The 21,714-nt window shown below is 42.8% G+C and carries 16 protein-coding genes; 8 read left to right on the top strand and 8 right to left on the bottom strand.

Features of this window, described 5'->3' with window-relative positions:
- The first annotated feature begins 166 nt into the window (after positions 1–166).
- Complete coding sequence (locus M595_RS21885; RefSeq protein ID WP_023068646.1) at positions 167–406, top strand: hypothetical protein; 240 nt, start codon at positions 167–169, stop codon at positions 404–406.
- Between the two features lie 40 nt (positions 407–446).
- On the opposite strand, the gene M595_RS21880 is transcribed toward M595_RS21885, so the two are convergent.
- Positions 447–1,601: an RNA-guided endonuclease TnpB family protein gene (locus M595_RS21880; protein WP_023068653.1), complete on the bottom strand. Its 1,155-nt coding sequence runs from the start codon at positions 1,599–1,601 to the stop codon at positions 447–449.
- Positions 1,602–1,922: 321 nt separating this feature from the next.
- Between M595_RS21880 and ppc the strand changes: the two genes are divergently transcribed.
- From ppc to M595_RS21865, 3 genes are all read left to right on the top strand, one after another.
- Positions 1,923–5,039 (top strand): phosphoenolpyruvate carboxylase, encoded by a 3,117-nt coding sequence (gene ppc, locus M595_RS21875; RefSeq protein WP_023068654.1) that lies wholly within the window; start codon positions 1,923–1,925, stop codon positions 5,037–5,039.
- Between the two features lie 324 nt (positions 5,040–5,363).
- Positions 5,364–5,969: a hypothetical protein gene (locus M595_RS21870; protein ID WP_023068645.1), complete on the top strand. Its 606-nt coding sequence runs from the start codon at positions 5,364–5,366 to the stop codon at positions 5,967–5,969.
- Positions 5,970–6,023: 54 nt separating this feature from the next.
- A complete protein-coding gene (locus M595_RS21865) occupies positions 6,024–6,527 on the top strand; it encodes a type III secretion system chaperone family protein (protein WP_023068660.1) in 504 nt (167 codons plus the stop codon).
- Between the two features lie 57 nt (positions 6,528–6,584).
- Here the strand turns inward: M595_RS21865 and M595_RS21860 are convergent, their stop codons facing one another.
- Together M595_RS21860 and M595_RS21855 are read right to left on the bottom strand one after the other, a co-directional pair.
- Positions 6,585–9,014, bottom strand: a complete 2,430-nt coding sequence (locus tag M595_RS21860; RefSeq protein WP_083492866.1) for a putative PEP-binding protein — start codon at positions 9,012–9,014, stop codon at positions 6,585–6,587.
- Positions 9,015–9,281: 267 nt separating this feature from the next.
- The gene (locus M595_RS21855; RefSeq protein WP_023068650.1) at positions 9,282–10,340 is read right to left on the bottom strand and encodes a dipeptide epimerase; all 1,059 of its coding nucleotides are present in this window, start codon (positions 10,338–10,340) and stop codon (positions 9,282–9,284) included.
- Between the two features lie 280 nt (positions 10,341–10,620).
- On the opposite strand from M595_RS21855, the gene M595_RS21850 reads away from it, so the two are divergent.
- Positions 10,621–11,346 (top strand): GGDEF domain-containing protein, encoded by a 726-nt coding sequence (locus M595_RS21850; RefSeq protein ID WP_023068647.1) that lies wholly within the window; start codon positions 10,621–10,623, stop codon positions 11,344–11,346.
- A 137-nt stretch (positions 11,347–11,483) separates the two neighbouring features.
- On the opposite strand, the gene M595_RS21845 is transcribed toward M595_RS21850, so the two are convergent.
- From M595_RS21845 to M595_RS21830, 4 genes are all read right to left on the bottom strand, one after another.
- Complete coding sequence (locus M595_RS21845) at positions 11,484–13,688, bottom strand: alkaline phosphatase D family protein (RefSeq protein WP_023068648.1); 2,205 nt, start codon at positions 13,686–13,688, stop codon at positions 11,484–11,486.
- Between the two features lie 109 nt (positions 13,689–13,797).
- Positions 13,798–14,727 carry a class I SAM-dependent methyltransferase gene (locus M595_RS21840; RefSeq protein WP_023068644.1) on the bottom strand — a complete coding sequence of 310 codons (930 nt, stop codon included), beginning with the start codon at positions 14,725–14,727 and terminating at the stop codon, positions 13,798–13,800.
- An 84-nt stretch (positions 14,728–14,811) separates the two neighbouring features.
- Positions 14,812–15,693, bottom strand: coding sequence for an alpha/beta fold hydrolase (locus tag M595_RS21835; RefSeq protein WP_023068655.1), 882 nt, complete (start codon positions 15,691–15,693; stop codon positions 14,812–14,814).
- Between the two features lie 103 nt (positions 15,694–15,796).
- Positions 15,797–16,519 (bottom strand): lysophospholipid acyltransferase family protein, encoded by a 723-nt coding sequence (locus M595_RS21830; protein WP_040484493.1) that lies wholly within the window; start codon positions 16,517–16,519, stop codon positions 15,797–15,799.
- Between the two features lie 542 nt (positions 16,520–17,061).
- Between M595_RS21830 and metG the strand changes: the two genes are divergently transcribed.
- From metG to lptC, 3 genes are all read left to right on the top strand, one after another.
- Entirely contained in the window at positions 17,062–18,666 is a 1,605-nt protein-coding gene (gene metG / locus M595_RS21825) for a methionine--tRNA ligase (RefSeq protein WP_023068661.1), read from the top strand.
- Positions 18,667–18,775: 109 nt separating this feature from the next.
- Positions 18,776–19,393: a LabA-like NYN domain-containing protein gene (locus M595_RS21820; protein WP_009784334.1), complete on the top strand. Its 618-nt coding sequence runs from the start codon at positions 18,776–18,778 to the stop codon at positions 19,391–19,393.
- 127 nt (positions 19,394–19,520) lie between these two features.
- Positions 19,521–20,627 carry an LPS export ABC transporter periplasmic protein LptC gene (lptC, locus tag M595_RS21815; protein ID WP_023068659.1) on the top strand — a complete coding sequence of 369 codons (1,107 nt, stop codon included), beginning with the start codon at positions 19,521–19,523 and terminating at the stop codon, positions 20,625–20,627.
- A 117-nt stretch (positions 20,628–20,744) separates the two neighbouring features.
- Here lptC and M595_RS21810 read toward each other — a convergent pair.
- Positions 20,745–21,714: AAA family ATPase (locus M595_RS21810; RefSeq protein ID WP_023068651.1), on the bottom strand; the 970-nt coding region annotated here is incomplete at its 5' end.

Here is a 21,714-nt window from a genome sequence, read left to right as displayed (position 1 = left end):
TAGAGTTGTAGTGTTTAAGGTGTATGAGTTATTCGAGCCTTGCCATGCAGCTTTCCGGATGATTAGAACTCAGAAGTTTTTTCCGCTCTCCACCAACTCCCCAAACCCCACTTCTTGATCAAAATCTACTGTTAAAATAATTTTAAAGAAATCAAAGGAAATATCTATGCAATCTCGTGATCAAACCCCATCGGAGGCTTCCCCGCACGACGAGACTCCGGGGATGAAAATTCCATCGGACTTCCTGCTGAGTGTGGCAACAGCACCCTTGATGTTGGTGTTAATGGGCGGTAAAGTTGTATCAAATACAATGTTAGAGATGAGTCGCAGTAGCGAAGCCGTCTTTCAAGGTGAGCGTCTTCCCGTTCTCAATTTTCCCCATCCGAGTTGCCAAGAAGAAGATTGACAACTCCCTCGTTTTCAACGAGGGATTCTTCCTTCACAGTTCAACGCCTCGTAAAAGCAGTGCCTTTACTTGGTCTAACTCGAACTCCAGAAGCAGCAGCGAGATGCCCTCCCGCCAAAAGTCGTAAACCTTCATCTTTGATGTTAATTGCGGCATTGATATCTCTGTCATGCTGTGTATTGCACTGAGAACAAGTCCACTGCCGAATATTAAGCGGCAAACTTTCGACTTGATTCAAGCAGAAATGACAAGTCTTTGAGCTAGGAAAAAATCTATCTACTTCAATGTAGAGCTTTCCTTCCCATTCCGTTTTGTACTTGAGCATGGTGCAAAACTGACCCCATCCAGCATCGCTAATTGATTTAGCTAGTTTCTGGTTTTTGACCAGATTTTTAACCGCTAGATTTTCCACAACAATGACTTGGTTTTCGTCAACTAATTTACGACTTAGTTTGTGTAGAAAATCTTCCCGGCAGCGTATTATTTTGCTGTGAACTTTAGCAACTTTGATTCGAGATTTATTTCGGTTATTGGAACCCTTTTGCTTTCGACTTAATTGCTTTTGTTTCCTCGCTAATTTGTCTTCATACTTCCGGTAATACCTGGGATTACCATGTTTAGCCCCATCAGACGTAATCGCAAAATGCGACAACCCACAATCAATTCCAACGGCTTTTCCGTCAGAATTGGCTGTAGGTTTTTCTTGGCCATCATCGTACAGGCATGAGGCGTAAAACTCGCCAGACGGAACTAAAGAGACTGTTACCGATTTAATTTTTCCCTCGGGAAGCCGAGAAACTTTACAGTAAACTTTTCCCAGTTTAGGAAGTTTTAAGTAGTCCCCTTGTAACGCGATACTTTGAGGGAATCGAATCGATTGCTTGTTATGTTTCTTTTTGAAAGTGGGATATTTTGCCCGTTTTTCAAAGAAATTCAAGAATGCACTCGACAAGTCCAGCGCGACTTGCTGTAAAGATTGCGATGGTGGCTCCGTCAACCACTCGTGTTTTTTCTTCAAGCCTGGTAAAAGTTTGATGATGTCATTACGACTCAAGCCTTTGCCCGTCTCTTTGTAGGTCTCGGAGGTTAGGTTTAGGGCGTAGTTGTAAAACCAACGAGCAGAACCCATTGACCGAATCAATTGGCATTTTTGCTCGTCTGTTGGATAGAGTCGATATTTGTACGCCTTAAACACATTGCCTACCAAACCACTACTACTATGCTAGCATATACTCTGGGCACATCGAGATAAACGCGATCGCCGGATCAGGTCATTCTCGCTCTAAAATTTGAGGGGTGAGCAGATCGGCAGATCGTAAAGATGAGGATGTGCTGAACAATTCACGGGTTAATTAATGTTCACGGGTGACGGTCAAAGCGGTTCCCTGTTGTCAAAAAATCATTGGGTTTAGACAAGATTAATCCAAAGTTTAGGAATTTAACCTTAAAAATCTATGATTTTCGGGAGATTAACCCCTACAATAAGGCATAATCTTGCCAAACAGGAACAGGCCCTATGAGTTCACTGCTCCACCCTTCAGATCAGGTCTCTAACAAAATTGTTTCATCCAATGGTACATTAACCGAGAGCGATTTATTATTGCGGAATCGTCTTAAAATTGTGGAAGATTTGTGGGAGTCAGTCCTGCGTCAAGAGTGCGGTCAAGAATTAGTGGATTTACTCAAGCAGATGCGCTCAATGACCTCTCCAGAGGGACAAGCATCTCACTTTCAAGAGTCTAACGTTTTACAACTGGTTGAGCAGTTAGATATCAATGAATCCATTCGTGCGGCTCGTGCTTTTGCACTCTACTTCCAGCTGATTAACATCGTAGAACAACATTACGAACAACGCGAACAACAACAGGCTTACACAAAGGGACTATCGGCTGAGAAGCAACCCCTTTTTCCGACGGATCAAAAAAACTCGGTCTTTGAAACCCGCAACCAACGGTTCTCCGATGAACGAGAATATCCGTTGAATCTCTCTGATATCTCGGCTAAATCTCAAACCGAACAGGAATTAGCCACTTTTCACTACCTGTTCCCGATGTTGCGAAGCTTGAACGTCCCCTCCCAACTCATTCAGAGATTAATCGATAACTTGGATGTTCGCTTGGTGTTTACCGCACACCCGACAGAAATTGTTCGTCATACCATCCGCACCAAACAACGTCGGATCGCTAAAGTCCTACAACAACTCGATAACGTCGATCAAAATACAAGTTCGTTGAGTGAAAGTAAGACCCACGAGCAGACTTCAACGTTGTCATCATGGACTAATGAACTGTACGAACAACTCACTGAAGAAATTCGGCTCTGGTGGCGAACCGATGAACTCCATCAGTTTAAACCCACAGTCCTTGATGAAGTAGACTATACCTTACACTACTTTCAAGAAGTCTTATTTGATGCCATTCCCCAACTCTATCAACGCATCAAACACGCCTTAAATGCCTCCTTCCCTTACTTAAAACCGCCTAGATACGATTTTTGCAAATTTGGCTCTTGGGTTGGGGCTGATCGGGATGGAAACCCCTCTGTTACTCCCGAAGTCACCTGGCGAACGGCTTGCTATCAGCGTCATCTGGTTCTAGAAAAGTACATCGGTGCGGTAGAGTATCTCAACGGACTGCTGAGTTTATCCCTGCACTGGAGTGATGTCCTTCCAGAATTGCTCGAAGCTCTCGATCGCGATCGGGTACAACTCCCAGAAATCTACGATAAACTGGCTATCCGCTATCGTCAAGAACCCTATCGCCTGAAACTCGCCTACGTTCAAAAACGACTCGAAAACACACGCGATCGCAACTGGCGACTTTACAATAGTGATGATGTTACCTTAGAGCGAGAAAAACTGGTTAGCCCCGATAAGAGTATGGGGAGTTTTTACCAATCGGGCAGCGAATTTCTTGATGAACTGACCCTAATTGAGCGTAATTTACACGAAACCGGGATTGAATGTCGAGATCTCGAAGATCTCCTCTGTCAAGTTCAAATTTATGGGTTCTCTCTGGCTCGTCTGGATATGCGTCAGGAGTCGTCGGTTCACTCCAATGCTCTCAGTGAAATTGCAGACTATCTAGAAATTTTACCCAAACCTTACAACGAACTCTCAGAGGCTGAACGTTCCCTGTGGTTGTCTACAGAACTGCAAACCCGTCGTCCTCTAATTCCGTCTGAACTCCCCTTTTCTGAGAAAACCTGCGAAACCATTCAAACCTTCCGAATGATGCGGGATTTACAACGGGAATTCGGCTCGGAAATCTGTCAAACCTATATCATCAGTATGAGTCATGAAGTCAGTGACCTACTGGAAGTTCTGCTTTTGGCCAAAGAAGCTGGACTCTATGATTCGGCAACCGGAATCCCTAATCTGCAAGTGGTACCGCTGTTTGAAACTGTAGAAGATCTCAAACGCGCTCCGATTGTGATGAAGAATTTGTTCGATTTACCGCTGTATCGGGCCATGCTCGGCGGGGGTTATGAACATTACCAGTCCAACAACACTCCAGATTCAGATCGCTCCCTCCAAGAGATTATGTTGGGCTATTCCGACAGTAACAAGGATTCGGGTTTCCTCAGTAGTAACTGGGAAATTCACAAAGCTCAAAAAGCCCTGCAAAAAGTGGCAGAATCCTATAACGTGAGTCTCCGTATCTTCCACGGACGAGGCGGTTCAGTCGGACGAGGAGGCGGCCCTGCCTACAAAGCGATTTTAGCTCAACCGGGTAAAAGTATTAGCGGTCGGATTAAAATTACCGAACAAGGGGAGGTTCTCGCGTCTAAATATTCACTCCCGCAACTGGCTCTTTATAATCTCGAAAGTGTTTCCACCGCAGTCATCCAAGCGAGTCTCCTCCATACCGGGTTTGATGAGATTGAAACCTGGAACCAGATTATGGAAGAATTGTCGGTGAAATCGCGATCGCATTATCGCGCCTTGATCTACGAACAGCCGGATTTGGTGGAGTTCTTTGATCAAGTCACCCCGATTCAAGAAATTAGCCAACTGCAAATTAGTTCTCGTCCGTCTCGACGTCGCGGTGACAAGAAAAAAGATATTTCGGGTTTACGGGCGATTCCCTGGGTATTTAGCTGGACTCAGAGCCGTTTTCTGCTTCCTTCTTGGTATGGAGTGGGTGCGGCATTACAAGAATTTGTTCAAAAGGAACCCGAGGAACATATCAAACTGTTACGTTACTTCTACTATAAGTGGCCGTTCTTCCGCACGACGATTTCTAAAGTGGAAATGACGCTGGCAAAAGTGGATATGCAAATTGCTCACCACTACGTTAGAGAGTTGAGCGCCCGTGAAGATTTGGCTCGCTTTGAGGCGTTGTACGAACAAATTTCTCAAGAATTTCAGCTAACCCGTAAACTGGTTCTCGAAATTACCGAGCATGAACGTTTGTTAGATGGTGATCCCACCTTGCAACGATCAGTCCAGTTACGCAATGGTACGATTATTCCGTTAGGCTTCCTGCAAGTGGCTTTGTTGAAGCGTTTACGTCAGCATGGAGTCGCTAGTGCGCCCGGAGTGATTCATTCACGCTATAGCAAGGGTGAATTGTTACGCGGTGCGTTGCTCACGATTAATGGAATTGCTGCCGGAATGCGAAATACAGGCTGATTTATAGTGATCAGTGAACAGTAATCAGTGAACAGTAATCAGTGAACAGTAATCAGTGAACAGTAAAAGATTGACAACTGAATAACTGCATAACTGGTTACTGTCAACTGTTTCTCCATCTCCCCACCTCTCCACTTCCCCACCTTCCCCTCTACTGTCTTGCGAGACCGAGAAAAACGTGTTATTGATAAGAGGTGATCGAGCTGGAGTGAAAAGGTATCGATATCGGTACGTGGACATTGCACTCGGATTCAGCAACGCCAACGGCAAACAAAACGCATCCGTTAATCAAATTGACTTCAGTAGACTGAGCAATCACTATTCATGTATTCAAAACTGGTTCCACTCAATATACCTAGTGGCTGGGCGATCATTCATAATGCTTTCGGAGATGAAGATCCCTTAATTCGAGACGGTGGAATTGTCAATTTTCACTTTTACAATGAAGATTTACTTTTAATTAAGCCGATCACTTTAGAGGGAACAAGTTCAACTGTCGATCAACAGGGTTATACGTTTAAACTTGGTTGGTTTCCTCATGGAAATCCTCACGGTTGTTATCGGTTGACTTTGTGGAAAGGAGAGGCCGAAGGTGCTGTTTTTCAGTATGAGTCTAGAGAACGTCAAACCATTCGTCGAGTGATCGAACGCTGTTTTCAATTAATGATGAACGGGGTTCATGCTGACCAGATTGAAACAGAAATTCAAGCGGATGCAAAAAGTCTCGAAAAAAATCACCGTATTTTTTCAGGAACCCGCAAACGCATCTTTGATAACAAGAAATTTGTAGAAAAGAAAAATCGGCTTACTTATAGTCAGGTAGGCTTTTATTGGCCTGTTTACTATGAAGTCAGTAATATTATTTGTCTGGAGCCGAAGTCAAATAAGGTGAGGGATGATATGATTACATCTGACAATAAAAAGCTGTAAATTTTCCAGTCTTTAAAAGAACAGCCTGAGTGGTTTTAGGAGATAGATAAAATTATGATTGCTTCTGAACAAAATCCCCAAACAGTCACGAAAGAAAATATCCCAGATCGCCCTCTATATGATGTTCTGCTAGAGTTCTTTGACGAAGATGGTTGGGTTTTTAAGGAAATCGAACATCGGAGAGTTTTAGCACTCGGAATTGAAGGGAACAATGGTCGATTTGACTGCTACATGATCGCTCGCGAAGAAGAAAAACAATTAAGTGTTTATTCTGTATTTCCGGTGAAAGTTCCTGAATACAAACGCTATAATGTGGCGACGTTTATCACGATGATTAACTATGGGATGATCATCGGAAACTTTGAAATGAATTTCTATGATGGGGAGATTCGCTATAAAACCAGTTTAGATGTTGAAGGCACTCAGTTATCCTCAACGTTGGTGAAGCATTTAGTTTATTCTAATGTTACCACGATGGATAAATATCTACCGGGGATCATGTCTGTGATCTTTGGAAATTTATCCCCCGAAGAAGTGATTTCTCGCATGGAAAACTAAGCATTATCGAGACAATAAACCGGGAGGTGGATTATGATTAAAATTCCCTCTCGGTTTCTAGGGGGTTAGGCTGGCACGAGAATGTTCTAACATGAGTCGATGTTCTGCTCGGGCGATCGCTAGATAGGTCTTTTCAATTGCATCAGGATTCACCGAAATCGAAGTCACTCCCCAACGGACTAAATGATCAATTAACTCTGGATATAATACCGGAGCATCCCCACAGATAGAACAAGGAATTTTTGCTTTCCGAGCCTCTTTAATCAGTTTTTGAATCACTTTCAGCATTGCCGGATGTAACTCATTGAGATGAGAAAGTTGACGAGTTTGATTGCGATCAATACCCAAGAGAAATTGACTCAAATCATTTGTTCCAATTGCAATTCCTTGAACTCCCGCTTTAATATAATCAGAGACTAAAAAGACAACCGAGGGAACTTCTGCCATAATCCAAACTTGAAAATGAGAATTTCGGGTTAATCCAGTTTTTTCAATATAGTGACGATAAATACAAAATTCCTCAACCGATCGCACAAACGGTAAAATCAGACGAATATGATTAAAACCCAACTGATTGAGCTTTGATAAAACCGCGAGTTCCAACTCAAATAAAGTCGAATATTGTCCTTGACAATGGTTGTCGCAGTGAGAGACAGTGGTTAGCTGCGCTAACTCAGAAATTTCCCCATTCCAGAGCGGTCTAACCTCTTGGTGAAACTCTCGTAAATCCAAAGCCCGGTAACATAAAGGACGAGGCGCAATCGTCGCGGCTAACTGCTGAAGACCTTCGACCATTCCCTCAATAAATTTAGACTGATTTTGAGGGTGTAACCACTGACTAAAATCGACTGAAGGATTCTCCGAGTTTAACAAATTTAAAGCCATCAGTTCAGAACGGACTAAGCCGACTCCATCAATCGGTAAGTTTTTGGCATTTTTGAGTCGCAGAAAAGAACTCGATTGACTGATATTGACCATCAATTGAGTCGCAATCGGAACCCGTAACTCATTTTCCGAAATAATCGATTTTGTCTCTAAATTTGTTTCTAACGTCGAAAAAGGTTGCTCAGTCGTCATATTCTGACTCAGAATCCGATGAACTTCTCCACGATCCCCATCAACAAGAACGGATTCTCCCATTTTAATCTGCTCAGTTGCGGATTTCACTCCCATCACAGCCGGAATTCCTAACTCTCGGGCTAAAATTGCACCATGTCCAGTCATTCCTCCCTGTTCGGTGACTAAACCCGCCGCCCGTTGGAGTAAGGAAAGCAATTCCGGGATCATGGTTTTCACAACCAAAATTGCTCCGGTCGGAAAGAGATTTGTTTGAACTGTAGAAGGATTCGCCAGTATATACGCCTTCCCCACTGTTCGCCCGGAGGATGCAGCAATTCCTCTAAGATCCCCCGAAGATTCTTGAGAGTCAACCTCCAAGTCCCGTTTAGCGATGGAATCAGCATCAACCGTACAGACACGAGAAATATAAAATTCACACGACTCACACATTGTCCACTCAATTAACCCAGATTGCCCTAAGTTTTTGGCGATGGGTTTGACTAACTCGATTAAGGATTGGAGTTGAGCGGGTTTGAGTACAGATTCTTGATACTCAGGCCCTAATAATTTGGCTTCTATCGGGCTGTGCAGAGGGGATAGAGTACATTGAGCCAACCCACTCCATTGACCCTCTAGATTGCTTAATTGAGTGCTTGTAGAGGATTTTAAACTGTAACCAATGGTTTTATAACCGAGTTTTTGGTGTTGTAGTTCTTGGGTTTGGGGATTGATTTGATAATGATCGGGGTGAGTTTGTCCCCATAATGTCGCTAATTCTAAGCCCCAAGTCGCCTCAATATCCCAAACTTCAGCATCAAAACGAACTGAACCTGAAGCGATCGCCTCCGGAATCAGTTGTACTAAAATAGTCGGTTGAAGATGTGCAAGTTGGACATTATTGCGTTGCCAATACAATAAATTTCTCGCCCGAAATAACTCCGCCCAAGCTTGTTTAATCCCGAGTTCAACTGCATCGATTGTTGCCCAACTCATCACCGGATCAAATAATCCATTGGTGGGGATCAAGGGAAATCTTAAACTGGGATGAAAGATCAAAGCCTGAGCGTTAAGGGTATTCAGTGATGATTGTAGGGTTGATCTAAATTCGGATGATAAGCTGGATGTAATGATTTGATGACGAATCCGTTGAGCGATCGCTTGCAGTTGTCGCGGATCTTTGAGATCAATATGTAATGAAGATGTTGGAAAGTCAACTAATATAGGTTCTTGCCAGTCTATTGCTTCCAAAAACTCGCGATAAATTTTGGCACTCACCACAAAGCCAGGGATAACCGGATAACCCTCTTGAATCAAGTCACCCAAGTAAAATCCTCTATCCCCAACAATTGATCGGTCTGTGGGGCTAATGTTGTGCAGCCAATGTAAATTTTCCACGCCATCAGCAGTAGTTAATAGACTGAAAGACACTTTAGTATATTTTATTATTACAAAGTCGCTTTTATTGTAGCGAAAGCTCTCGCCAAAAGTCAGGCAGGATTAATCAATCAGACATCAATCTCCCCGAAATTCAGAAACAATGATCTTGTTTGTCTTCTTAATCGATTTTATTAAATTTTTCCCCTTCACTGAAACCATGTTTTCGTTCAAATTGATACTCCGACCTCAAAAGATTTATGTGAGTTTACCATTGAAGATGTATATTCTGTGTTTGCCAAGAAGTAATGATTAACCATTTTAATCTTTGAGTTCTATCTTGCTTACTCCTAATCCGGGTAAATTATTGGGAATTAAACATCCTTGTTTCACTGTCGCACCTGTAAAGGGATCATCAATTAAATTGAGGTGGGAATCTAAATCTAGATAGTCAGCAAGCGAGGCTAAATGAGAGGCGGCTGTATTGGCTAAACTACTATCAGAATAGCAACCAAACATCACCTGCAACCCCAACGCTTTGGCGGTGTGAACCATCCGCAACGCTTCGGTTAATCCCCCCGATTTCATCAGTTTAATATTAATCCCATGAACACAATCAGCCAATAAAGGAATATCCCGACTACTGAAACAACTTTCATCGACAAAAATCGGTAAAGGAGATTGATCATAAAGCTGGGGAAGCTGTTTTAATGCAGTATCCGCCGCTAACGGTTGTTCAACATATTTAACCCCCAGTGAGGCTAACCAATCACACATTTTGATCGCATCTGACAAATTCCAACCTCCATTCGCATCCACATATAACACCGCATCTGTCGGGGCTGAACTTTGAACCGCCCTGAACATTTCTTGATCCGCTTCGATCCCTTGGGGGCTACCCAATTTCACTTTCAAGACTCGCACATCAAGATAATTCAACCAATCTCTGACTCTAGCTTTCGCCCCTTCTGGGGTATTAATCCCAATTGTCACCGAAATCGGAACACTGCGATCGCGATCCAACCCCCATAACCGCCACAGGGGTAATCCCACCTTTTTTCCCAACCAGTCGTGAAACGCGATATCCAACGCCGCCCAAGCCCCCGAGGGAAGTTGACTCTCTTGCAAAATCAGTTCAATCCGTTGTCGATCTAGGGGAGTTAAGGCTTCTAGCTTGGGGATCACCGATTCTAAAGCGGTTATTACTGTTTCTGGGGTTTGGGGTTGATTGCTAATCGAAAACGGTGAAGCTTCTCCCCAACCTTCGATCCCATCCTGTTCGACTTTCAGCCAAATATTCGTCGATCCGGCTGTGGTTCCCCGGCTAATGGTGAGGGGAAAACGTTTGTGAACAGTGAAAGTTTGAACTTGAAGTTGCATAGTAGCGCTAGTGGCTCAATGGGGCTGCTGGTAGGAGGATAAGCGATTACACCTATTGCTGTCTTTCGCTCAATATTAGCTTCGACTCTTACTTTAACGCTGAGATCGATTAATTTTATGTGACACTCATCACCTTTACGACTTCTAGGGTGTCACAAGCTCAAACAGGTTTACCTCACGAGAATACTTCGGAATTCTCACAGGATTTTGAGAATGTCATCACTTCTATATTTGGGGCTGTGATTGATACTAGATCTTGTTGTTTAGTGGTGCATCCAAAATGTCAAATATGTTCAACCTCAAAGCAATCTTGTTCTCAATGCGTCAACGATTCAACCGAAATTCTCAAACGGATTTAACGATTTTGAGCTTACATCAAGTGATTCAACATCAAAATCAAATGCTACAACAACTGCAATCGGAAAATCAAGAATTGAAATATTTGGCAAATTTAGATGAGCTAACTCGACTCGCTAACCGTCGCAAGTTTTATGCTTATTTTTATGAAGAATGGGAAAAATGCAGTGAAAACTCTTTATCGGTGATTATCTGTGATGTTGATTTTTTTAAAGCTTACAATGATACTTATGGTCATCTTGCTGGAGATGTTACTTTAAAACAAATTGCAGACGCGACTCAAAACGCTGTTCAAGAAATTCTTGATCCCAATTCCTTTCTCGTTGCTCGTTATGGCGGCGAAGAATTTGCGGTAATTCTTCCTCAGTTAGAGGCGGAACAAGCTCTAAAAATTGCTGAACAGATTCGCTCTCATGTTGCTGCTCTCAAAATTCCTCACAAACAGTCAAAAGTTAGCTCCTGTGTAACATTGAGTTTGGGAGTTGCGACTCGGAAACCGGATGATAAATTATCCCCTTTAGAACTTTTAATGAATGCGGATAAAGCTTTGTATAAAGCTAAATCTCAAGGACGTAACCGGGTTGTCTATAGCTCTTTTCGACAGAATTGTGAAGCCAAGGCTTTATGTTCCTGTTGTGAATCAGCTTGAAGTTTAAAAGTTCTAAGATTCAGACCATAACGTGATTAAGTTTAATCGCTTTCCTCACACAATCAGTTAAAATTACATCTACCTTTTTATCGATCAGAAAATACTATAAAATCTATCTAAAAAGTTAGAGAAAATATTTACGCATTCAAAACTGGATTGATTCTAAATTGACTGACAATCTGAGGTGAACGATTAATAATAGTAACTGGAATAGTTTCAATCTCATCTTGAGTATAAGGTTCAATTCCATAAACTGTCACTTGTAACTGTTGAGTTTGGGAATCAATCACAAATTCTGTCCAGCCAAATGTATGAGCCGCTACATACGATCCCTCGATTAACTCTGCATCAATTTCTGAATCTTCTAACCCAATGGAATCATAACCAAAATTCACAATTCGATTATCTAAAACCTCTTGGATAAACTCATTTCTTGCGGGTTGAGTGTCTAAACTAAAATAAAGATCTTTAAGCGCAGGAGACAATAAATCATCCGGTGTTAGTGCGACAGTAGCCGAGCCAAAAGGAGCCGCGATTTGTTCGTTTTCTAATTCTAACTGTACCGCAGTCGGTTGAACCGTAATTTCAAAACTATTGGTTTGAATTTGAGGTTGTTCAAAATCGGTTTGATACGTTAGATTATTGACAATTGTACCATTTGCCTCTCCAGATAAAAATACAACATTATCAATATTATTTTCATCAATAAACTGTAATAACTCATTACGTTCATCAGCATAGCCTTCCCAACGATCTTCGGCTTCAAAAAAGCCTAAATTCTGGATGGGAACCGGAGAAAAAATAAACTTCCAAGTAATTCCTGCACTCTCTGAGGCTAATAAATCATTCTTTAATTCTTCTAATTGGGCTGCTCCCAATAAAGTTCGATTAGGTGTAAATGTTTGTTGAATAAATTGATTAATTTGCCCCTCTGTCGGAACATCAGTCAGCGGAAATAAGGTTGCATCTCGGAAAGAACGAGCATCTAAAATAAACGCCGCCCCATCTTGTCCATAGGGGATCGCTCGATATAGTTTTCGTTCATTTGCTGTGCGAGAATCACCCGTTTCTCCATAAAATAAGTTCCGTAAAGGTTTAGAATTTTGGAAAGCATTTAAAGCCGTTTCAAACAAAGGTGTATCATTGACAAATTCTCCCTCTGTTCCAAAAATAGCTTGAGTTAATAAACGACTCGTTGGCGCAACTCCTCCTGCAAAATTATCAATTAAATCTTGATCATCCCACACTGAAAGAATTGGCGTTGATGACTCCAAATTAGCTAAGGGATTAATTCCAGCCCGTTGAGAAATAGTTTCATTATATTTTGTGTTAAAATCAAGTTCAGTAATTGCTTGAGAAACTTTAGGTAAATCCGGTGAAATTGTATTGGCTGAAATCGTATCACCCAATTGTACAAAAAAGTCTAAATTGCGTTCAGGAGCATTAATTAAAGCCGGATAAGGAGCGAGTTCACCTTGAATTGTTCCACTGACTCCAAATCTTAATCCTTGTTGAACTTCTATTGGGGGAACGGTTCTAAAACTTCCCACTTCGCTCGCTCCTAAAGTATTAGTAACGCGATAAAAATATTGAGTTCCAGGTACTAAATTCCCAATTTCAACTTTAATGGGTTCAATAATATTATTAATCGGTTGGATTTGTGATGTGATAATTTTAGTAAAGTTGGGATTAGTTGAAACTTCAAACTCTATCTCTCCTGGAACCGTATTTCGAGTTAATAAAATCGCCGAAGTTTGAGTCACATCTCCCACACTCACTTGATTGGGAAAAGAAGAACCATCTGGGGAAAGAAACGCACTAAAATCTCGATCTTGAGCCGCACCAATATCAAGATAATGTTCAATTCCAGTCAGTTCATCCCGTTCAACGGCGACAGCAACATCTGGGTTTTGAGATAAATAATAATTGGGATTATATAAAAGACTGGGGGCGCGATCTTCAAACTGACCAAATTTAACAAAGTGTTCAATTGCGGTTAAAATCCCCTCATTCACAATTGTATTTACATCGGGATTTTGAGTTAAATAAAACGATGTATCAAATAACGGACTGGGGTTGCGTCTTTCAAATTGACCAAATTCGATAAAATGTTGAAAACCACTATTAACAATCCCTTGCGTTACCGCATCCCGAATATTAGGATTTGCCGCGAGATAGTCGAGTTCACTATATAATGGACTCGGTTGGCGGACTTGAAACTGACCCGACTCAATAAAATGATCGAACCCACTCTCAATGATCCCCGCTTCCACTGCTGCTTCAACATCAGGATTATTCGCCAAATAAAAGGCTTCATTAAACAGATCTTCTGCATTTAACATAGCGGAAAAATAGGAAATTTTAGACGGAGATCATTGTCGGGCGGGTTCCGTACCGATCTATGTTTCTAACAAAGAACATTGAGAAGCCAGCCCCTATTTAAGCTCAAATTTAGATCACCTTTGCGATCGCTGTGCGATGACGGGGAGTATTACAAGTGAGAGTTAAAAGTTGAAACCCTGCCTCAGTTAACGTTTGTTCTAAATTCAAACTAAAATATTCATCTAAATAAGGTTCCGTACTTTTGAGTAACGTCAATACAAAAGGAGGCATTCGAGTAATTACTTCTGAGTGGGGGTTCATATCCATAACCGCAATATACCCACCCGGACGCAAAATCCGTCGTGCTTCTTGAAAAATTTGTTGCGTCGCAATTTGAGGCAATTCGTGACAAATTAAACACAATGACACCAGATCAAAACTATTTTCGGGTAAATTTGTCGCTTCTGCGGGCGCATGAACCCAAGTTGGCTGAGAAAATCCCTGTTGCTGCCACTTTTGACTATTATATTGAGCAACGGCTAAAAAGTAGGGAGACAAATCAACCCCGGTCATTTTGGCTGTTGGATACAGGTGTTGCAGAGCAAGGGTACTCATCCCAACGCTACACCCGAAATCTACAATATCCTGTAAATCCGTCGGTAACGAAGCCCGTAAAACGTCGTTGTAACTCTGACGTAGAAGGTGATCCCCCTCCGCCCCCGCTTCTGGCCAGATTTTGGCATGAACCGCATAGGCGGCGACTTCGACTTCCACAGCCGCTTGCCAGCTTAAATTTCCCTCATCGTAGGCATGAAACGGACGCAGATAATATTCAGGATAATTTAATTGGGGATTGTGGACTTGAGTAAATTCAGCGTCCCAGTTGCGCGAAAGCAAGGTTTTGGCCTGTTCTCGCCAGGGAACTCCCAGTTTTTCGGCCCGATCAATCATCATCTGACGGGCTTGATGTTTGGCAATATTAAATAAAGGTTTAACCGCGAGAAATCCATTCACTAAACGGGATGCGAGTCCGGGTTGAGTCGTTGTGCTGACGGTCATGGTGGTTTTTAGATAGGTATTGAGAGACTATCGATCAACTCAACCCTATAGTCTGTCATCCCAGTGGTCAACCTGGCAACTCCTTTAACTGGCGATCCGTCGAGTAGAATGTTCTGCGATCGCAGAAATCGAATCAGAATCTCTAGACTCACTCCAGAGTCCATTTAGAAAGTTTTGTTCTTGCAAAATCTCTAGCAAGTCAATATCAGTTTCCAATAAACAAGCATGGCCACTTCTGGGCAAAACGACTAAGCGAGTATTCGGGAGATGTTTCACCAATGATTGGGCTTCTGTCACCGAAGGAAGTAATAAATCTGCCGCCCCTGCGATCACCAAAACAGGTTTTTGAAGTTGGCGGAGTCGAGCGGTATCGAGGGTAAATGATTGGAGTAATTCCAGTCTCCAGGCTGAAGTTTGTTGAGGGACAGATTTCATCGTTTGGATTAGGGCTTGGCGATCATCGAGTGAGATCCGCCCCAAAGAAGCCAGGAAAGGTAGGAGAGTCAGTACAGAAGTCGGATAAAACCATCCCGGCATGGATTGGGTTAATAATGATCCCCACTGAAGCCAGGGCTGCTGTTTAAACGAAGAAGCAGGATTGACTAAAATTAAGCGATCAATTAGCTTCGGTGCTTTCACGGCGATATTGACCGCCAAACACCCTCCAAAGGATTCTCCACAGACATACACCCCTCGTTCTGGGTTTGAGGTCAGTTCAGTTTTAATTAAGGCGATTGTGCGAACCGTGAGGGTATTCCAGTTGGATCGATCCTGCAAGGGAATACTAAGACAACGAATATCAAAAACTTTGGATAATTGAGGAATCTGCTTGTGTAGGAGTTTACCCGTCCCATCCATTCCTGGTAAAAAGATCAATAAGGGTAAATCTGGTTGGGGGGGTTTGGGTTGAAGAAAGCAGATCGTGTTGAGATTGGGGTTGGGTTCTACGAACGGACTGGGGATCATGTTTGTTTTTTCATCCTTATTGTCCACAACAGAGATAGGCTTGACGGTTCGCTTAGTGAATGGTTCTTAGAGAGTCTCGAGAATTGGGCTGTGTGCGGAGAATCTAAGACGATTTCTGTAATAAGTTTGCAATTTCACTCTCACAATATGCTGTTAGATTGGCAACAAGTTCTCGGGCTTGTTTACCTCGATACTGTTGCTGCTGTTGGGGTTTAATCCAATAAGGACGACCAACTAGAATATTTGTTCGTTTGTAGAGAACCATCGGATGCCAACCCGGACGATCAAACAGCGGTTCGGAGGGGTCAAACCAGTTTAACAGGCGTAATGGGATGCCTGATCGGATTATTTGTTCGTCAAAAGCAGCGATCGCCACAGGTAAAATTGCCAGATTTTCAACGGGAACTCGCCAAGCCAGATGAGCAAATCCACGATGAAAAGACCCGATGTGGTTGGGAGATGTGACTTTGACCATTGGTTGGGCGCCTTCGGGAAATACACCTACCATTTCTTGATTTTGCAACAATTGGCTGGCTTGATGCAAAAAATGTTGGGATCGCTGGGTGGGTTCTTGCAGGGGAAAAGCACCTAAAGTGGTCACGACATCCTTTAATACCGGGACTTGACCCATGTAGTGATGACAAGCAAAACGAATCGGATGACCCAAAGCAGCAGTGAGGATCACTGGATCAAGAAAGCTACGATGATTGCTGACGACCAGTACCGCACTCCGAGTCGGAATCCGGTCTTCATTGTGCAAGAACATTCGCGTTCCTAGTGCCGTGAGTAACCCCTGCGAAATTTGCACGGTTTGATCTGAAGACATAATTAAGTAGTTTGTTGGGTAAGTCTCAACTTCAGCCCAAGAGCTGTATCTTAATATAACTTTACATTAGTCTTGATTATATCATTCTTGAGATAGATTCATAAATTTAGCTTTTATGGTGAAACTGACCGTCGATCTATCTATTAACTCAAAACAAAATTTAAGAAAGTATGAGAGTCTAAAAGTTTAGTTTAAGTTCCTAATGGTTGCTATTGCCAAAAATATAACGTTTTTTCTGATGTTCAGCACTCATATCTAGTCAAAAGGCAATCAATATCGTTTAATCTCTAAGCTATGATTAGAATGAGTTTTGAACTCAGAGATTACTCTGTTGTTTGACAGCAGAGGCAACTATGGCTCAAGGTCAACTGAGTTTGACCTCACAAAAGTGCAGAGAAGTTAGGGGCGGAACGGGTATTCGGTGAGTCTGCTGTAGAAGTTAGTATATCTAACATTCAAGAGTAAAGCTGTAGTAAACCCCCTCCTCGTTTTAATTTCTTCTGATCGCATCAAGATTAGGGATATCCAACGGGAATATCTAAATGGAACCAAAAAAGACAGAAAACTTGTTTACCCTAACAACCCCCCTCTACTATGTTAACGATGTGCCTCATGTCGGGAGTGCCTATACCACGATGGCAGCCGATGCTGTCGCGCGATTTCAGCGTTTGCAAGGAAAATCCGTACTCCTGATCACCGGAACCGACGAACATGGCCAAAAAATTGAACGGACAGCCGAAAGTCTCAACCGTTCTCCCCAGGAGCATTGCGATCAAATTGTCTCTAGCTTTGAAAGTCTGTGGGACAAACTCGATATTCAATATGATCGCTTTAGTCGGACAACAGATCCTCGCCATGCTGAGATTGTTAAGGAGTTTTTCGGGCGGGTTTGGGATCAAGAAGATATCTATTTAAGTCAACAACAAGGTTGGTATTGTGTTGCTTGTGAAGAATTTAAGGAAGAACGAGAACTGATTGATGAAAAATACTGCCCAATTCACACCAATAAACAGGTTGAATGGCGTGATGAGCAGAACTATTTCTTTAGACTTTCTAAATATCAAAAGCAACTCGAAGCCTTATACCAAGAGCGACCAGACTTTATTCAGCCCGAAAGCCGTCGCAACGAGGTGATCAGTTTTGTCAGTCAGGGTTTACAGGATTTCTCGATATCTCGGCTGAATGTGGATTGGGGTTTTCCCGTTCCTGTTGATCCCAACCAAACCATTTATGTCTGGTTTGATGCGCTTTTGGGTTATGTTACGGCTTTACTTGATCCCGATCATGAGGCGACATTAGAGAATGCTTTATCAAAAGGGTGGCCGATTAGTCTACATTTGATTGGTAAAGATATTTTGCGTTTTCATGCCGTTTATTGGCCGGCAATGTTAATGTCTGCTGATATACCCTTACCCGGTCGTATCTTTGGACACGGATTTCTAACCAAAGATGGTAAGAAAATGGGGAAAAGCTTGGGTAATACACTCGATCCTGTAGAGTTACTTCGTCAGTTTGGATCAGATGCAGTTCGCTACTATTTTCTCAAAGAGATAGAATTTGGACAAGATGGAGATTTCAATCTGACTCGATTTATCAATACGGTGAATGCTGATTTAGCCAATGACCTGGGAAACTTGCTCAATCGAACACTCAGGATGGTTCACAAATACTTTGAAGGTCGCATTCCCCACGTTAGCGGTACTGCAATTCCAGAGGATAATCCCCTAAAATCTTATGGTGTAACGTTAGGTCAAACTGTAGCTCAAGGCTATGAGAGTTTAGCATTTAGCAAGGTTTGCGGTGCCATCTTAAATCTTGTTCAAGCCGGGAATAAATACATTGATGAACAGGCACCTTGGGCTTTATATAAGCAAGAAAAGCTAGATTTAGTCGAATCTGTACTCTATTCTGTACTGGAATCTGTTAGACTAGCAGCTTATCTACTGTCTCCCATAACTCCTAATCTCAGCAATGGGATTTATCATCAGCTTGGATTCTCAATTGATTTCAATGACAAGACTGCAATTGAGGCAGCAGCAACCTTTGAAACTCATGCTTTGTGGGGAATCTTGCCTCCCGAGCAAGTGCTTGCTGAACCCCAACCTGTTTTTCTGCGTCTAGAACTCCCTGAAACCGTTTTGTCATAGCCAGCGTGATCGTTAAGCTTTACTTAAGATAACACATTTGTCTTCAATCTGGCGACTTCACGACTCATTCAATAAACAATCATTTCGATAATAAACGAGGTATAAAATTATGTTTCATCCCATAAAAAACGGCGAAATTTTCACGCCTGAACAAGTTCTCGAAAATCGAGGTCGTGTTGCTATCTTTATTGATGGTTCCAACCTGTTTTATGCCGCTTTACAACTGGGGATCGAGATTGACTACACTAAACTCTTGTGTCGGTTGACTGGGGGATCACGGTTGTTGCGTTCATTTTTCTACACAGGGGTTGACCGTACAAACGAAAAACAACAGGGGTTTTTGCTGTGGATGCGGCGCAATGGCTATCGAGTAATTGCCAAAGATCTAGTTCAGCTTCCTGATGGTTCTAAAAAAGCCAACTTAGATGTCGAAATTGCAGTGGATATGCTGGCTTTAGTCGGTTCCTACGACACGGCGGTTTTGGTCAGTGGAGATGGAGATCTCGCCTATGCCGTTGACTGTGTGAGTTATAGAGGGGTGCGGGTAGAAGTGGTCAGTTTGCGCTCAATGACTAGCGACAGTTTGATTAACGTGGCTGATCGCTATATTGATTTAGAAAATGTCAAGGAAGAAATTCAGAAAAATCCTCGCAGCCCGAACCCTTATCCCTATCGTCCACTTTCGAGTATGAGTTTAGTTGATCACCGACAAATGGAGGGATCGTAAAATCGCCAGCATGAATAATCGGTGGGGGGTTTTCAAATTGACAACTGTTGAGATTCAAGCTCAACCTCAATTCTTCCCGAGAATTCCGATAGGTTTCTCTGGGAGAATTTTATCGGTATGGGTTGGGATGATCATTTTCTCTGGACTTTCAGGGTGTACCCCCCCAGAGCTACCTCAAAATGATGTCACTCCCGCTCAAACTGAACCTGAAGAAGAATTTGACAACAGCTTAACCCTCGATGATGTTACCCTCGAACAAGCCAACGAGAAGGGGGAGTTGTTGTGGCGAGTCAAGTCTAAGCAAGCCAGTTACAGTAAGGATAATCGAATTGCCAATGTGACTCAACCCGTCGGTGAACTGTTTCGCGATGGTAAACTTCTCTACAAAGTAGAAGCTGAACTTGGAGAAATCTACCAAGATAGTAAGCGGGTTGTTTTACGCAATAATATCGTTGCGACTGATGTTGATCGGGGATTGGTTCTACGAGGTAATTTTTTAGAGTGGATTGTTGATCAGGAAATCTTGGTGGTTCGTAACGGGGTGACGGGAGAACATGAACAGGTTAATATCGTCGCCTCTGAGGTACAAGCGTTTAACCGAGAAAAGCGGATCGAGTTTTGGAATCAGGTTGTGATTGATGTCAAAGATCCGGTTGTGCAAGTCCGTACTGATCACGTGATTTGGGAGTGGGAACAAGAAAAACTGATTGCTGATCGTCGGGTAGAAGTCGATCGCTATCAAGATCAAATGGTGAGTGATCGCGGTGTCGCCGGAGAAGCGATTATTGATCTCAAAACTCAACTCGCTGATCTGAAGAAAAATGTGCAAATTGCACTGTCAGAACCCCCTTTGCAAGTTGCCAGTAATCAGATCAAATGGCAGTATGAAGAGCAAAAAATAGAGTCTCCCCAACCGATTACCATTGTTCATCGAGAAGAACAAGTAACGGTAACAGCAAACCAGGGATGGGGTGATATCAAAGCTGAACAATTTGATTTAGTCGGAAATGTTGTGGCGATCGGTCAAAAGCGTCAAGCTCAGTTGAATACGAATCAGTTAACTTGGTCTACATCCCAACAACAGTTTCAGGCTCAAGGTAATGTTGTTTACCGTCAAATTGATCCACCTTTGACTTTAAGGGGAAATCGAGCAGTGGGTGAGTTTACCAGTGATACCATTGTGGTGACTGGGGATCAAAGCGGGGGTCAGGTTGTGACTGAGTTTGTTCCTTAACAGGAGTTCTCCAAACAAACAAAACCGAATAGAAAGGGGTACAACAGTTGTTATACCCCTGATTAAATTTATGAGATGTTACTCAAGTTGAGCTAGAGATAGCTCAACAGTAACTGATTATTCAGCCGTTTGCGGTAACAATTCCCGCTTTTCTTTTTCTCCTTGGGCAACTGTGACTTGACCCTCTCCATCGACATCAACAACGGCGGTATCGCCCTCACCGATGCGACCTGAGAGAATTTCTTCAGCCAAGCTATCTTCGAGTAAGCGCATGATCGCCCGACGTAAGGGACGAGCGCCGTAGCTGGGGTTGTAACCTTCCTCAACTAAGCGTTCATTGAACCGATCAGTGATTTCCAACTTAATGCCTTTTTCCGTCAGACGACGAAAGACTTCGTTGAGCATAATCACCGCAATTTCCTTAACCTCATCCTTCGTCAATTGACGGAAGACAATAATCTCATCGAGACGGTTGAGGAATTCTGGACGGAAGTATTGCTTCAGTTCTTCGTTAACCAAGTTACGAATCCGATGATACTGAGCATCAGATTCATTTTCGGAGAACTCAAATCCTAAACCACCGCCACCTTTTTCGATCACCTTCGATCCAATGTTGGAGGTCATAATGATCAAGGTATTTTTGAAGTCTACCGTGCGACCTTTCGCATCAGTCAAGCGTCCGTCTTCTAAAATTTGTAGCAACATATTGAAGACATCGGGGTGGGCTTTTTCGATTTCGTCGAATAGAACCACCGTGTAAGGACGCCGACGCACGGCTTCAGTCAGTTGACCGCCTTCGTTGTACCCGACATAACCGGGAGGCGAACCGATCAGCTTAGAAACGGTATGACGTTCCATGAACTCAGACATATCTAAGCGAATCATTGCTTCTTCTGATCCGAAGAAGTAAGTCGCTAAGGCTTTGGTGAGTTCTGTTTTACCCACTCCAGTTGGGCCAGAGAAGATAAAGCTGGCAATCGGTCGATTGGGGTTCTTTAAGCCCACCCGAGCGCGACGAATGGCGCGAGAAACCGCTTTAACCGCTTCTTCTTGACCAATTAAACGCTGATGCAGGGTATCTTCCATG

It is taken from the genome of Lyngbya aestuarii BL J (assembly GCF_000478195.2).
Taxonomy (GTDB): Bacteria; Cyanobacteriota; Cyanobacteriia; order Cyanobacteriales; family Microcoleaceae; genus Capilliphycus; species Capilliphycus aestuarii.
This window is presented reverse-complemented; position numbering and strand designations above follow the sequence as displayed.